The organism is Shewanella carassii (assembly GCF_019670705.1).
In the GTDB taxonomy this organism is placed as follows: Bacteria; Pseudomonadota; Gammaproteobacteria; order Enterobacterales; family Shewanellaceae; genus Shewanella; species Shewanella carassii.
Window position 1 is genome coordinate 926003 of sequence record NZ_AP024618.1, and the last position, 15833, is coordinate 941835.

At 54.3% G+C, this 15833-nt stretch carries 9 protein-coding genes; 3 read left to right on the top strand and 6 right to left on the bottom strand.

What is annotated here, in order from left to right; genetic code table 11:
• Positions 1–88: 88 nt before the first annotated feature.
• Together K5621_RS04270 and K5621_RS04275 are read left to right on the top strand one after the other, a co-directional pair.
• Positions 89–1282 (top strand): aromatic amino acid transport family protein, encoded by a 1194-nt coding sequence (locus K5621_RS04270; protein WP_221050518.1) that lies wholly within the window; start codon positions 89–91, stop codon positions 1280–1282.
• A 136-nt stretch (positions 1283–1418) separates the two neighbouring features.
• Positions 1419–3575, top strand: a complete 2157-nt coding sequence (locus K5621_RS04275) for a S46 family peptidase (protein WP_221050519.1) — start codon at positions 1419–1421, stop codon at positions 3573–3575.
• 287 nt (positions 3576–3862) lie between these two features.
• Here K5621_RS04275 and K5621_RS04280 read toward each other — a convergent pair whose 3' ends face one another.
• The 6 genes from K5621_RS04280 to K5621_RS04305 all read right to left on the bottom strand — a co-directional run bounded on the left by K5621_RS04280 (position 3863) and on the right by K5621_RS04305 (position 13803).
• Positions 3863–6082, bottom strand: a complete 2220-nt coding sequence (locus K5621_RS04280; protein ID WP_221050520.1) for a PAS domain-containing protein — start codon at positions 6080–6082, stop codon at positions 3863–3865.
• 157 nt (positions 6083–6239) lie between these two features.
• Positions 6240–6857, bottom strand: coding sequence for a TatD family nuclease-associated radical SAM protein (locus K5621_RS04285; RefSeq protein ID WP_221050521.1), 618 nt, complete (start codon positions 6855–6857; stop codon positions 6240–6242).
• A 169-nt stretch (positions 6858–7026) separates the two neighbouring features.
• Complete coding sequence (locus tag K5621_RS04290; protein WP_221050522.1) at positions 7027–10176, bottom strand: efflux RND transporter permease subunit; 3150 nt, start codon at positions 10174–10176, stop codon at positions 7027–7029.
• On the bottom strand, positions 10176–11390 hold the full coding sequence (locus K5621_RS04295; RefSeq protein ID WP_100142648.1) for an efflux RND transporter periplasmic adaptor subunit: 1215 nt from the start codon (positions 11388–11390) through the stop codon (positions 10176–10178). The genes K5621_RS04290 and K5621_RS04295 overlap by 1 nt, the downstream gene beginning before the upstream one ends.
• Positions 11391–11672: 282 nt before the next feature.
• Positions 11673–12896, bottom strand: a complete 1224-nt coding sequence (gene srmB / locus K5621_RS04300; RefSeq protein ID WP_100142567.1) for an ATP-dependent RNA helicase SrmB — start codon at positions 12894–12896, stop codon at positions 11673–11675.
• Positions 12897–13071: 175 nt separating this feature from the next.
• Entirely contained in the window at positions 13072–13803 is a 732-nt protein-coding gene (locus K5621_RS04305) for a tRNA1(Val) (adenine(37)-N6)-methyltransferase (protein WP_221050523.1), read from the bottom strand.
• Positions 13804–14380: 577 nt separating this feature from the next.
• On the opposite strand from K5621_RS04305, the gene brnQ reads away from it, so the two are divergent.
• Positions 14381–15790: a branched-chain amino acid transport system II carrier protein gene (brnQ, locus tag K5621_RS04310; RefSeq protein ID WP_221050524.1), complete on the top strand. Its 1410-nt coding sequence runs from the start codon at positions 14381–14383 to the stop codon at positions 15788–15790.
• Positions 15791–15833 lie beyond the last annotated feature (43 nt).

The window sequence follows — 15833 nt, forward strand, 5'->3', positions numbered from 1 at the left end:
AGCTTGCCAGCTGCGCTGACAATTCGCCTTCCCCATGAGTTAAATCTGACCTTAAAGATAACAAGACAAAAAAACAGGACGAATTTTAGTGAACTTGAAAATATTGGGCTCTATAGCCATAGTCGCGGGTACTGCGATTGGCGCTGGTATGTTGGCCTTGCCACTGGCAACGGCTGCCATGGGCTTACTGCCGGCACTGTTATTGATGTTGGTCATTTGGGGCATTTCCGCCTACACCTCACTGTTGATGTTGGAAGTCAACCTGCGCTCCGGCGTGGGGGATAACCTGCATGCCATCACAGGTAAAGCCTTGGGTAAGACGGGGCAACTGATTCAAAGCGCCGCTTTTCTCAGCCTGCTGTTTGCCCTGACCGCCGCCTATCTGACCGGTGGCGCCGATCTCCTGGTGCTCAAGGCCAAGGCCTGGTTCGATATGACCCTGGATGGCCAGGACGCGGTACTCTTGTTTACCCTGGCTCTGGGCAGTTTTGCCGCCTTGGGAGTCGGTTGGGTCGATAAGCTCTCCCGCGGGCTGTTTTCTGCAATGATAGTCATGCTGGTGCTGGTGGTACTGTTTCTGCTGCCTGAAGTGAATATGAACACCTTACTGGAGCAGGCGCCGACCGATTCCTATGCCAAGGTATGGCTAGCCGCCGTGCCTGTGGTGTTTACCTCTTTTGGTTTCCATGTCTGTATTGCCACTTTGGTGCGCTATCTCGATGGTGACACGGTTTCCCTGCGCAAGGTGCTGCTGATAGGCTCCGGCATTCCGCTGGCCTGCTATCTGCTTTGGCTGTTGGTAACCCTGGGTACCGTCGGCGGCGATACCATTCACGGCTTTGGCGGTTCACTGTCGAAACTCATCAGTGCCTTGCAGGCCATCAGCGAGCAGCCTTTGGTGAGCAAGTGCATTGGGCTGTTTGCCGACTTGGCGTTGATCACCTCGTTTCTAGGGGTGACCCTGAGCCTGTTTGACTTCAGCGCCGAGCTTATCCGCGCCAAGAGTAACTTTGTCGGCCGCTTGCAGACCTGGTTGCTGACCTTTATTCCGCCGCTGGCCTGCGCCTTGTATCTGCCGGAAGGTTTTTCAGCGCTGCTGGGTTTTGCCGCCGTGCCTTTAGTGGTGATCATCATCTTCCTGCCGATAGCCATAGCGCTGAAACAGCGACGTGAATCGCCGGAAGGTTACAAAGTTGCCGGTGGCAAGCCGGCGATGGCACTGATGGCCCTCATGGGGATAGGCATTATAGCTGCCCAGCTGTATGCGACGCTGGGGGCCTAAGCTAAGCCCTTTGTAAGGGAATTTTTCCGAGTCTGTAGCCGCTTGGGAGTCTGTGTTAAAGTCGGGACTTGTGCCCGGCTTTTTTGTTGCACAAAACCAACAAATTGAACTGATACCAGCGAATGGACTTACTAGAATGAAAAAATGGTTACTTGCAACGGCCATAGCCACCAGTTTTGGTGCTCAGGCCGATGAGGGCATGTGGCAGCCCTACCAACTGCCAGCCATGGCCGATGAACTCAAGGCCAAAGGACTGGAAATAGACGCCAAGTCTATCTCTAAGCTGACGGAATTCCCGATGAACGCCGTGATAAGCCTGGGTGGCTGCACCGCGTCTTTCGTTTCGCCCAAAGGCCTGGTGGTAACCAACCATCACTGTGCCTACGGCTCCATCCAGTACAACTCCACCCCGGAGAAGAATCTGCTGCGTGATGGCTTCCTGGCGAAAAACTTTGCCGAAGAACTGCCGGCAACTCCGGGCTCGCGGGTATATGTCACCGAAGAGGTCACCAATGTGACCGACAAGGTCAAGCAAGGCCTGGACAACAAGCAGGGCGACGCTTTCTATAAGGGTGTCGAGGCGGCCGAGAAGTCACTGGTGGCCCAGTGTGAAAAAGAAGATGGCTATCGCTGTCAGGTTTACAGCTTCCACGGTGGTCTCGAGTACTATCTGGTGAAGCAGCTGGAAATCCGTGATGTTCGCCTGGTGTATAACCCAGCGGCCAGCGTGGGTAAGTACGGCGGTGATGTCGACAACTGGATGTGGCCGCGCCACACGGGCGATTTCTCCTTCTACCGCGCCTATGTCAACAAAAATGGTAAGCCGGCCGATTTCTCCAAGGATAACGTACCTTATGAGCCCAAGAGCTTCCTCAAGGTGTCGGCCAAAGGGGTCAAGGAAGGGGACTTTGTGATGGTGGCCGGTTACCCGGGCCGCACCAACAGATACCGCACCGGCAATGAAGTGGAAAACCAGTTTGAGTGGTCTTACCCACAAGGCAAGGAGCTGCGTGAGCGCTTTATCGAGATCATTAAAGAGACGGCCCCGGAAGGCAGTGACGAGCGCATCAAGTACGAGAGCCTGATCGCCGGTCTGGCCAACTATGCCAAGAACTTCACCTCGATGATCGAGTTCTACGGCAAGTCGACTATGCTGGAAGACAAGCGTGCCCTGGAAGCCAAGCTCAAGAGCTGGATCGATGCCGACAGCAGCCGCAAGGCCCAGTATGGCGAGGTATTGGCACAGCTGGACAAGCTGGTCGCCCAAAGCCAGGCGGATCAGCAGCGTGACATTATCCTGGGCTATCTGGGGTATACCACTATGTTGCCAACGGCCCGCGAACTCTATCGGCTGGCCAATGAAAAGGCGCTGCCGGACATGGAACGTGAGCCGGGTTTTCAGGAGCGTGACATGATCCGCTTCAAGGCCGGTATGGAGCGTATCGATCGCCGTTATGCCGCCAGTGTCGACAAGGCGCTGGTGTTTGAGATGCTCAAGCGTTATGCGGCGCTGCCCAGGTCTGAGCGGCTGCCAGCGCTGGACAAGTATTTCGGCATAGGCAACAAGCTCGATGAGGCCAAGCTGAAGAAGACTCTGGACAAGATGTACAAGAATACCAAGCTGGATAACAAAGATGTGCGTCTGGCCTGGATGGACAAGTCGGTTGCCGATTTCAAAGCCTCGAAAGATCCTATGATCCAGTTTGCCGTGGCCTTCTATGACACAGGTATGCAGCTGGAGCAGAAAAAGAAAGAGTTGGCCGGTGAGCTGATGAAGGTGCGTCCTCAGTACATGGAAGCCATCATTGCCTACAACCGTGAGCAGGGCAAACCTGTGTATGCCGATGCCAACTCCAGCCTGCGGGTGACGGTGGGCCATGTGAAGGGCTATTCACCCAAAGATGGTCTCTATGCCGTACCTTTCACTCGTCTGGAAGGCATAGTGCAGAAAGACACCGGAGTTGAGCCTTTCGATGCTCCCAAGAAAGAGCTGGAGCTTATCAAGGCCAAGCAATACGGTGACTTCTACTTCAAAGATATTGACTCGGTACCGGTCAACTTCCTCTCAACTCTGGATACCACAGGTGGTAACTCAGGCTCGCCAACCCTCAACGGCCGCGCCGAGCTGGTGGGACTGCTGTTTGACGGTGTTTATGAGAGCATCATAGGTGACTGGAACTACGACGATAACATCAACCGCTCCATTCAGGTGGACAGCCGTTACATGCTGTGGGTGATGAAGTATCTGGATAATGCAGATAACTTGCTACAAGAGATGGAAATCGTTAAGTAAGCTTCGCCATCAACAACAATCCCCGCCAAGTTGCGGGGATTTTTTTAGCTAGCGCTGGGGGATTGAGAGTTGCAGAGCCTGATCCAACAGCTCACACACCTCGGCGGCCGGGCGTTCAAGGTTAGCGGGCAAAGATTGCAGTACCCCGCGGGCCTTGGCCCTGAGCGGGCGGCGCCGTGAAAAACCATGCCATGAAAAACAACGCCGCAAAAAACCATGCCATGAACAACAGCGCCGCAGACAGCAACTTGCGCCGATTGACCTAAGTTATCAAAGGCAGCGGCATCTCAGAGCTGGCGGGTATAGGCCTGGCAGATATTCTGTTCACCCGTCTGCTTGGCTCGTTTCAGCGCCACTTCGGCATTGCCGAGGAACTGCTCCAGGCTCTGGCCCGGCAGATAGGCGGCTATGCCTATGCTGATCCCTTCTGCCAAGCCGTTTTCGCCCAAGTTGGCCAGCGCCTTGACCGCATAGTGATGCGCCTGATTGGCATCGGTTTCCGGTAGTATGATAATCAGCTTACCCAACTGCCAATGGGACATCTGATAGCTGTTGGGCAACTCCCTGAGCAGCTGCATCTCCACCTCGTGTTGGCGGTTCTCCAACTGGCCGATATCGCTCATATGGCTGAGCATGCCCTCGGGACTGATGTCCATCAACAGCAGACTGGCCTGCAGTTTTTCCTCTTCGGACATGGACTTGAAGTAGCGGTCTAGATCCCTGAGGTTCACCAAGATGGTGCTGCGGTGTGGCACCAGATCGCCACTGGCTTCAATTTTACTTCTCGGGGTCGCCTGCTCCAGGGTGCACACCAGATACTCAATCTCACCATCGTCATCCAGATAGCCCTTGAGCGTGGCCTGCAGACAGCTGCCATGGCTGTGGGTACAGAGTATTTGCCCTTGCCACTGTCCCTGCATACTCACCATCTGGCTGATCCTTTGCCACTGATTACCTATATCATTTTCCAACAGAGCCGCCAGGTTGTGGGCCAGATCGCCGTTGAGCTGCATCAGCTTATCGAAGGCTTGATTAATTTTAAGGAGTTGGCCAGTCGGGGTCGTCAGGGCGGTAGCCACATTGCTGTCGGTCAACAGTTTACTGAGGAAGGCCTCCTGCTGAGCCTGTTTCAGTTCACCGATATCTTCAAAGGTGATCAGCAGATAAGTTTGACTGCTGGCGTTGTAGCGGCGGATATGCAATCTGAGCTGGGCGTTAGCCAGGGATTCGAGCTGTACTTCGCCGCGCCACTCGCCACTATCGGCCAGTTGCTGTTTTATCGTGGAATAGAGCTCATCCTCCAGCTGCAGGATCCGTTGTAAACTGCGATCCGGCAGCTCATCCTGCTCGAGTTGCAGAGTACGGGCGGCGGTGGCATTGGCGGTAACGATCCGGCCGCTGGGGTTGACCAGCACACAACCCAGGTTGGAGCGGAACAGGCCACGGGCCAGTTCGATACTGTTTTGTCTGGCGCGCTGTTCGAGGCGGAACATATGGGCCAGCAGAATAACCGCGGTCGCCAGAATGGTCAGTATGGCGGCGCAGGCTAAAAGGATGTTACGCCATTGGAAGAAACGGGAGGCGATGTCGTGATTGCGAATATAGGAAAGCAGCAGATACTCACGCTTGATATCGTTTTGCGAAGCCAGCTGTACCTTGAGATAGACAAAGGTGGCATCTTCCCCGTGGAATTGACCGAAGTTGCTGGCGGCCATCTTGCTCCACAGTGCCGGATAGCTCTGTCTTATGCTGCTACCCATGGTTCCCGGCAGCCTGGCCAGTGGTTCAAGATCCGAGGCGCCGGCATAAAGCAGGCCCTGATTGTCAAATAACAGCAGTGGTGAGGCGTTGCTGGAAAAGGCCGGCTTGATTGCCTGCAGCATCCGCAACATGGAGTTATAGGTCACCAGATAACCACGTACGCTCTGATCCTGATTTTCCAATCTGGCCACTTGATAGATATAAGGCTCCAATCGACCAGCTACCGGGGCAAACTCCAGTGCCGAGGTATAGATCTCATCGCCTCCCAGATTGGTCTGGTTATTGAGAATGACCGGCGGCATCGACATGCTGCCAAAGGTGTTGCTGGTGGCGATACGAAACTTGCCATCGGCATCAAATAGCGCCAGATCCAGCAGCTCGGGAGTGCTGCGTTTCAGGCTGTCCCAACTTTTTACCAACCGCAGGTATTCTTTGTGTCCAGGATTATTCAGATACTGCTCAAGGTACTCAGACTTGGCAAACATCTGGGTACGGAACTGTTGGAAGGAAAGTTTATCGGCCAGCAGGGCGCCGACGGTTTGCAGTTCGCTGTATCTTTGTACTGCCCACTCTTCCTGCAGGCGCCGCTCGCCCAAGGTGATCAACACATTGGTGATGAGAATGACGGCGATGACCAGCATGCTCAGTTGGCTGGCGACTGCCAATATACGTTGCCGGGACCAGTGAATGCCCTGAGCCGAGATAAGCAGAGGTGTGTCTTTGAGTCCGGTATTCTTTTTGAACATGGAACTATGTTGGCTCCAGATTAAAAATCTGCGCCCATGTTAACATTAAATATCCCCACGGGCACCGCCAGTTGTTTGCCTTTTATGCTGTGCTGATGATGACTTAGGGAGCATGGCTCGCCTCATAGGACGAGCAGGTAAACAAGTTGCCAATCGATTATCCAACCTGTCCCAGGATCCTGTGTTTGAATTGGCAACCGGCGTCTTCCACTATCTTGCGACAGGCTGCGATATCCACGCCCTCCAGGCCATCGAGAGCCGAAACCTGTACCTGTTTGATGTAACGGGGTGCTTCGCGGATAAAGGCGTTAACCGCCTCCCAGGAACCCGCCAGACGTGGGCGACAGTGCTTGATGTAACCCGCTTCTGTATTGGCATTGAGTGAGACCGAGAGGGCATCGACGCACTCGGCCAGTTCCGGCAATATGTTGCGTCTGTGAAACAGGTTGCCGAGGCCATCGGTATTGACTCTGACCTTACCGCCGCGGCGTTTGATTTCGCGGGCCACCTCCAGCAAAGTGTCGAGATTGAGCGTCGGCTCACCATAGCCGCAGAACACATATTCATCGAAACTCGTTACCTCGCCCAGTAGCGGAATGATATCGCTGCTGCGGGGGCGGACCTTGAGATCCAGCTGATACTCATGAACACTCTTGCTGCCGTTGTGCTTGGGGCAAAAACGGCATCTCAGGGTGCAACGGCCGGTGATATTCAGATAACGGCTGTTGCGTATGTCATAGACGAGTGTGGGTTGCTTTGCGGCTGTGCTGCTCATAACGACTCAATTGGGCATGCAGGATATATCTTTGAGTCTAACCAAGAGCTGCAGTGAAAAATGCTAGCAGGATCAGAAAACCCCTACTTGGGGCCGGTATTGACCGGATTGGTCTGAATTTGTTGCCTGATAAGGGAAGGGAGCCTTTGGGCTCCCTTCAATCACTTAGTCAGTGTTGCGATTCGTTTAGCTGGGTCTCTGCCTCTTTCGGGCGCCACCACCACTGGTACAGGGCCCGGCTTTTGTGGCTCAGATCATCGAGAATGATATAGAGCATGGGCACCAGGATTAGGGTCACCAGGGTGGAGAACAGAATACCAAACGCCAGAGAGGTGGCCATGGGGATCACTATCTGTGCCTGCAGGCTGCGCTCCATGATGATGGGCACCAGGCCGACAAAAGTGGTCAGCGAGGTGAGAATAATCGCCCGGAAACGATAACAGCCCGAATCTATGGCCGCCTTGACCACAGATTGGCCCTGCTCTCGGGCACGGTTGACGAAGTCCACCAAAATCAATGAGTCATTCACCACTACCCCAGCCAGAGCAACGATGCCGCAGAGACTGAGAATGCTCATGGACAGCCCCAGAATAAAGTGACCAAACAGCGCACCTATCATACCGAAGGGGATCACCGACATGATGATCAGCGGCTGGCTGTAGGACTTGAGCGGAATGGCCATCAAGGCATAGATGGTAAATATCGCGAAGAAGAAGCCTTGCAGCAAGCCGACCATGGCGGCCTGTTCATCTTGGCTGGCACCGTCGAGACTGGCGGAAATATGGGGATATTTGCGCTCGAGCTCGGGCATAAACTTCTCCTGGATCTCCTGCACTACCTTGGAGGGCTCCACTTTATCCTTGTTGGCGTTGGCGGTTACGGTAATCGCCCTGCGACCATCCACCCGGGTTATGGAAGAGTAAGATTCCCCCAGCTCCAGTTCGGCCACGGTAGAGAAGGGCACCGCCATGCCGTTTGGCGTGCGGATCATCATGTTCTCCAGGTGGCCTATGGTGCGGCGCTGCTCCAGCGGATAACGCACCATTACCTTGACCTCTTCCTTGTTGCGCAAAATCCGCTGCGCCTCATAACCATAGAAGCCATAACGTACCTGGCGTGCCAGATCCGATAACGTCAGTCCCAGCGCTTCGGCCTCGGGGCGAATCTTGAGGCGAATTTCATGGCTGCCGGAGGAGAAGTTATCGGCAATATCATAAACACCTTCATAGCTGGCAAGCTTCTGTTTCAGTTCTTTGGCGGCCGCAGACAGCTGAGTCAGGTCGGTGGAGGTAAAGCGGAAAGAGATATCGCCGCCGGCATCGTTGGTACTGGCATTGATATTGAGTTTTTTCACCGCCACCAAGTCCGGCAACTGCTTGCGCCAGGCCTCGGCTATGGTCACGCCGTCTACTTCCCTGTCTTCACCCTTGGTCAGCTCGGCAAAGATAAATGCCGAGGTGCGGCTGCTCATATTGATAAAGCTGTGCTTCACCACAGGGTAGCCAATTTCGGACTCCATCTGCTGGTTCATGGAATAGAGGGCGTTTTCAATTTTTTGTACCACATCCAGGGTGTTGAGCTCTGAGCTGCCTTCATCCATTTCCAGATTGACCTGGATAAAGTCGGACGGAATATCCGGGAAGAACACCCAGCGCACCTTGCCACTGGTGACCATGGCGACCGACAGAATAAGCACGCCGATAAAGCCCGCCACCAGGGTATATCTGTGGGGGATCATCCGCTCCATAAAGTTGCGGTAACTGTGGTGGATAAAATGCTGCACTTTTTCGTTGAAGGCGCGCTTGAAGCGGCCAAATGGCCCAGGGTTAGGATTGGGTTTGCTGGGCTTCATGTGCGCCAGGTGCGCCGGCAGAATGAACTTGGACTCTACCAGTGAAAAGGCCAGGCAGAGGATCACTATCATGCCGATGGATTTCCAGATGATCCCCATGGGACCTGGCACCATCAACATGGGGATAAAGGCGGCAATTGTGGTCAGCACCCCGAAAGTGGCGGGCATGGCGACCTTCTTGGCGCCGCGGATCACATTGGTGATCGAGTGGCCGTGGCGCTCAACCTCGGTATGGGCACTCTCGCCTATGACTATCGCATCATCCACCACTATCCCCAGCACCAAAATAAAGGCGAATAGAGTCAACATGTTGATCGACAAGCCAAAAGGTTCCATCGGCATCAGTGCCATGGCGCCGAGGAAGCACACAGGCAGCCCCAGCATGACCCAGAAGGCCAGTTTCAGATCCAGAAACAGCGCCAGAATAATGAACACCAGCAAGGCACCCATAAACATGTTGGACAGCATCATGTTGAGGCGGCCCTTGAGGTAGTGGGTCAGGTCGCCCCAGTAGTCCAGCTTGGCCCCAGTGGGCAGAGTGGCCTGACGTTCGGCAATAAAGCCTTTGACCTGATCGGCAATCGCCAGGGCGTTTTGATCGTCTATGCTGGTGATCTCTATGATGGCCGCCGGCATGCCATCGAAACGGGTGTACTCGAGCCGCTCCTCAAAGTCATCCTTGATCTCGGCCACCATGGGCAGCATCACCCGGCTACCATCGGCACGGGTACTGACCACTATGTTGGCAAAGTCATCTCCCGTGTAGGCCTGGCCCTTGGTACGCAAAAGTATGTCACCGTCCTGAGCCCGAATTGAGCCACCTGGCAGATCTATCGAAGTGTTTTGCACGGCCTGTGCCACCTGGGTGAAGGTGAGGCCGTATTCTCTGAGCTTATCTTCCGAGACTTCGATACCGATTTCATAGTCGCGCACCCCGGTCACTTCGGCGCGGGTCACCGCTGGCAGGTTGGTGATCTCATCACGGATCTCCTTGGCCAGTTCTTTCATGTCGTGCAGTGTCATGTCGCCATAGACAGACACCCAAATAACGTTGTTTTCCGGCTTGATCCTGAAAATATCCGGTTTTTCGATATTGGCCGGGAAGGTGGCGATGGCATCGACCCTGAGTTTGGCCTCATCCAGCACCTCTTTGGCATCATAGCCGTCTTCCACCTCTATGGTAACCGAGCCCACTCCTTCACTGGCAACCGAGGTGACCTTCTTGATGCCGCTGATGTCTTGAATCGCCTCTTCAATCTTGATGGTGATCCCTTCTTCAATCTCCTGTGGCGCGGCGCCGGGGTAGGCGACCGAGATCCGCAAATAGTTGAGTTCGAAGCTGGGAAAAATCTCTTTATTGATCAGAAAGGCGCTGAAGATCCCGCCAATCAGCAAAACCCACATCAAGAGGTTGGCGGCGACATTGTTGCGGGTAAACCAGGCAATGATCCCTTTTTCCTGCTCCATCAGAGTTCACCCGCCGCAGCCAGACGCTGCTCCTGAGTATCACTCTCTTCACTGTGGGAAGCGTCTTTGTCCTTGTCATTGGCGACCCGCACCAATTGACCATTGGTCATATTGTTAAGGTTGGTTTTGGAAACCCGCTCGCCATCTTTGAGGCTGTCTTTGATGTAGACATACTCGAGATCGGTGCGTACCACATTGACCTGGCGCATCTCTATCTTGTTGTCCTTGTCTATCACGGCCACATGCTGATTACGCACCATATACCTGGGCAGTTTCACCAGACCATCGACGGTGCGGCCCTTGATCACGGCGTTGACAAAGCTGCCGTACTTCAGCGGCAACTGGCCGCTCTGCTTCTGTTTTCTAAGATAAGGATCCTGCACTTCGGCCACCAGATAGACCATGCGGTTATCTGGATCTATCACCCCTTCACTGCGCACTACCTTGCCGGTCCAGGTCACGGTTTTACCCGCCAGGGCGGCGCTCAGGGTCACCTGAGTATCAGGGTTGTCCACCGACTCCAGATAGGCCAGATCTTTGTTGGCCAGCGGCAGGCGCACTTCGGCTACGGCCGTATCGTACAGCTCTCCCAGGTTGGTGCCGATGGAAACGTATTGCCCCAAATCGACGTTGCGGGCACGCACTATGGCATCGAAGGGGGCTCGGATGACGGTGCGTTCCAGGTTGCGTTTGGCTCTGGCAAGCGCCGCTTCGGCATACTTGACGTTGGCTTGCTCTTTCTTCAACTGAGGTACCCGCAAGCCAAGTTCGGGTGGCATGCCGTTGTCATAACCACTGAACTCTATCTTGGCAACTTCGCCGCGGGCGATTTCTTCATCCAATGCCGCTTTGGCCTGGGCCAGAGTCGCCTGGGCCTGCATCAGGTCTGCCTCATAGTCGGAGGGTTCTATCACCGCCAGTTCATCGCCCTGATGCACCACGCCTCCGGCCACAAAGGCCGGGGCTATGCTGAGGATGCGGCCCTGAACCTCGCTGACCAGCTGAGTCTTGTATTTGGGGGTGACCGTGCCGTAAGAGGGCAGGTTGAGTGACATTGTTTGCGGTTCGACCTGGGTGACATCGACCACTGGCAGCGGGATCTCTTCCGCTTTTTGTTCCGGCTCCTGCTTGGTCATCATCAGGAGTTCGGCGCCGAGCACGGCGACCACTATGATGAGCAGCGGTGCTATTCTTCGGAAAAATGTCTTCATAATCTTCTGCATATCCATGCTGGAGGCTTAATCTGAGCCTAAATTACCAGACAAGCCGCGGCCGATAAATGTGTTTTTGTAAATAAAATGTGTCAAAAGCTGTCGGCGGCGGGAGGGCTGTGAGACAGGTAACAAAAAAGGACCCTAGGGTCCTTTTTTGGCGATAGTTTAAGTCGAAGCTTATGGCGTTCTCGCAAAAGACTTAGGTCATTTGCTGCGAACTCTGCTTTGCATTCAGGCCGGTAAGCCTGCGCCAATCACGCATGGGATTTGTTCGTCCCTTGCTTATTTCTTCTTCTTTTTCTTGCCGTTCTTGGTGCTGGCATCCTTGGCTTTAGGCTTCTTCTTGCTCGGCACCTTGGCTTCTTTGTGCTTGGGCCTCAGCTCTTCGATGATCCGCCGTTTCAGCTTCTGCTCGATATAGCGTTCAATCTTACTGAGGATCCGCATATCATGGGCTTCCACCAGAGAGATGGCTGTGCCCTTGGCCCCGGCGCGGCCGGTACGGCCAATTCTGTGTACATAGGCGTCGGCAGAGCGGGGCATATCATAGTTGATCACATGGGTGATCCCTTCAATATCTATGCCTCGAGCAGCGACGTCGGTAGCCAGCAGCACCTTGACTTCACCCTTGGTGAAACGTCCCAGCGCCTGGAAACGTTTTTTCTGCTCCATATCGCCGCGCATAAAGGCAGCGGGGATCCCGGCCTGCAGCAACAAGCCTTCTAGGCTACTGACCACTTCGCGGGTCTTGCAAAAGACGATGGCGCGTTTGGTTTCTTCCTGATTGAGCAGGTGACACAAGAGGGCAAACTTGTGCTCTCTATTGTCGGCCAGGTGGATCCATTGATGGATCTTGGCCTTTTCGCTGCGTGGTGGTTCGGCTTCCACCAACACAGGATCGTTGAGCAGCTCACCGGCAAAACGGCGCACGCCGCTGCCTTCCAGCGTGGCGGAGAACAGCATGTTCTGCTTACGTCCCTGCGCTTCGATGGCTATGGTCTGCACCACCTGAGAGAAGCCCATATCCAGCATGCGGTCGGCTTCATCTATGATAAGCAGCTCCACTTCAGTGGCTTCAAACTTACGCTTCTCCAAGTATTCGAGCAGACGGCCTGGAGTCGCTACTAGAATATCCAGATTACCGGCCAGGGCTTCTTCCTGCGGGGCGTATGGAACGCCGCCTGTGATGATGCCAATCTCCAGCCCAAGCCCGGTCGCCAGATGGCAGGCGTATCTGTGTACCTGACTGGCCAGCTCGCGGGTCGGGGTCAACACCAGTACTCTGGCCTGGCCGGGACGACGACGAGGGAAGTCAATTAGGTGTTGCAGTGCCGGCAGCAGGAAACTGGCGGTCTTACCCGTGCCGGTTGGGGCATGGGCAAGAATATCCCGCTGCTCCAGCGCCAAAGGCAGAGCCAATTGTTGAATACTGGTCGGTGTCTTGTGGCCCATGGCTTTCAGCGAATCTAAAAGCCTATGGTCCAGATCAAAATCTTCAAATAGCATGGGAAGCATCTCAAACAATAATGCGCGGGAGTATACCTTGTCTGGGGTGCCGTGCACAGCTTGGAGCTTGGTAAGCTATGAATAAATCCCATCAGTGGTCAGTGGCGGTTTCACGACTTGGATACCGGGTTTGGGTTGACGGCGAGCGCCCAAGTCCCTTGCTGCAAGCAATGGCTTAGAGTTTCAGGTAAAAATCATGGGTTAGTCGTACCATGGCTTCTGAATAGCGGCCATCGGTTTCTCTGATATAGAGAGCCGAGTGGGCTTCCGGCGCGGTAATCGCTTCGCCTTCCTTGACATGCTCAAGCAGTAACAACTGCCGGTTACAGGGCTTATGGGGCGTGCTGCTGACACTGACCCGCGCAGCCAGTCGCAAGCTTTGCTCAATTGCGGCGCGCTCAAATCTGTCCAGACTCTGAACCGGCAGAATAAGGCTCGCCTGTCCCTGTGGCTTTAACAACTGCTTTATCGCCAGACACAGCTCGTCAAAGCTCAGCTGTTCCGTGTGTCTCGCTATGGCTCGTTTGGGGTCATCCGAGCGCGGGCCGGTTTCGAAATAGGGCGGGTTACAGAGAATATGGTCGAACGGCGCTGCATCTGCCGAGGCATGTTCATCGCAATAGCTCTGAATTGAGCCTTGATACAAAGTGAGTCGGCTAGCCCAGGGCGAGGACTTGAAGTTGGCACGGCTGGCATGGGCCGCGCTGCCGTCGAGCTCTACCGCCAGTATCTCGGCCTCACTGCGCTGCGCCGCCATCAGGCTCAATAGACCGCTGCCGGCCCCTATGTCCAGCACCCGTTTGGCCTCGGTCAAGGGCGCCCAGGCCCCCAAGAGCACTCCATCGGTACTGACGGGCATGCCGCAGCCGTGATCTTCGATATGAAATGCCTTGAAACTGAATGCCATTGATTGCCCCTGAGCCGAATTAATCGCGGCATTTTATATTAACCAGGGACGAAAGGTGAGCCGCTTTCCGAGGCGAGTTTCATTTTGATGGGAATGTTGCCTTACTCAGGCTTTATCCATCTTTGACCTTCAGCCTGTTGTGGTTGGCAAGTGTTAAAGGTCGTACCAGTAGTGGTTTGGGGACGAATGAAGATGTTTTGAAAATGTCGTGGATGTTGCCAAACTTAATGCCTGGTGTGACTTTGAACCGCTTTTTTTTATCTTGGCTTTTGTATCTGTCTTATTTTTAGTCTTTCGTAAGCCTAAGTGTTGCACCTCTGCTTTTGCTCTGGTATTAGTGTTTCCCCCTAATTCGTGGCTTTCTGCGAATTGGATCAAGGTAAAACAGTTTTAGGATAAGCAAAGCAGCGAAAACCCCCTGCCATTTGTTCATAAACTCGCCAAGAATAGGCCGAATTTACCACGGACAACTGTAATAAAGGCTTTACACTCTTAGTAGGGCGAGTGCGATAGTGAGTATTTCAGCTATGGCTAAAGATATCGCAATCACTTAAGTTTATTAGAAAAACATAACAAGATGGGGCATATAGTGCACAAGACTCAATTGACACTTGGTGACACCCTGGGCCTGGGATTCATGACCTTTGCGTTTTTCCTGGGGGCGGGCAACCTGATTTTTCCTCCCTTTGCCGGGCAATTGGCCGGCGATAATATGCTGCTGGCAATGCTCGGTTTCTTGATCACCGCCGTGGGTCTGCCGCTGGCTGGTTTGATCGCTGTGGCCAAGGCGCAGGGCAAGGTGATGAAGCTGTTGCCAGCCTTTGCCGCAACTGCTCTGGCGGTGGCTATTTATATCATTATCGGTCCAGCCTTTGCGGCGCCTCGTACCGGCCTGGTGGCCTATGAGATCGGTGCGCTGCCTTTCATTCAAGACCCTACATCGGTAGTCAATATCCTTGGGCTGGAACTGAATAAGCCGCAGCTGTTATACACCCTAGGATTTTTTGTGGTGACCATGCTGCTGGCACTGTTTCCTGGCAAACTGATGGATAGCATAGGCAAGGTGTTAACCCCAGTGCTGATTTTGCTGTTGGTGGGCTTGGCGGTCTCGGTGATCTTGCTGCCCGGCAGTGAAGTACCTGCGGCCAGTGGTGACTACATCAAGCACCCGTTGACCAAAGGCATTATCGAAGGCTACAACACCATGGATACCCTGGCGTCCTTGATGTTCGGTATGCTGATTATCGATATTTTGCGCAACAAGGGCGTGTCTGAGCCAGGTTTGCAGACTCGCTATCTGGTACGCGCCGCCTTGGTAGCCGCTGCCGGTCTGGCATTTGTGTATGTGTCGCTGTTCTTCCTCGGTGCAACCGCCGGCGATATGGCCAAGGGCGCCGAGAGTGGTGGCCAGATCCTCACCAACTATGTGACTCATGAATTCGGTGATATGGGGATTATCCTGCTGTCCACCGTGGTGACTCTGGCCTGTTTGACCACGGCCGTAGGCTTGGTGAGTGCCTGTTCTGACTTCTTCCAGGAGCTGATCCCGGGCGCCACTTATCGCTTCCTGGTGGTGCTGTTCAGTGTGATCTGTGCCGTGGTGGCTAACGTAGGCCTGACCCAACTGTTGGCTATCAGCATTCCTGTGCTGATGACCATCTACCCAGTGGCTATTGCTTTGGTGTTGGTGACCTTCCTGACGCCGTATTTCCGCAATCCGAAGTTTGCCCACAGACTGGCACTGTCGGTGGCCCTGATCTTCGGTATTTTTGATGCATTGAAAGTGACTGTCGCTTCACTCAAGCCGCTGACCCAAGTCGCCGAACCCAATAGTTTGCTGCTGGCCTTTGTGTCCGGGGTGGAAAGCCTGGCTCCTGTGATGTCAACGCTGCCACTCTACGAAGAGGGCATGGCCTGGTTGCCACCCACCCTGACAGTGATGATTATCTGTCTGTTTGTCAGCCCTAAGGCCGCGCAAACGGCCTGAGGAAGGTAGTCACTCACAGGTTGCATTATGCTCTGCATTGGCT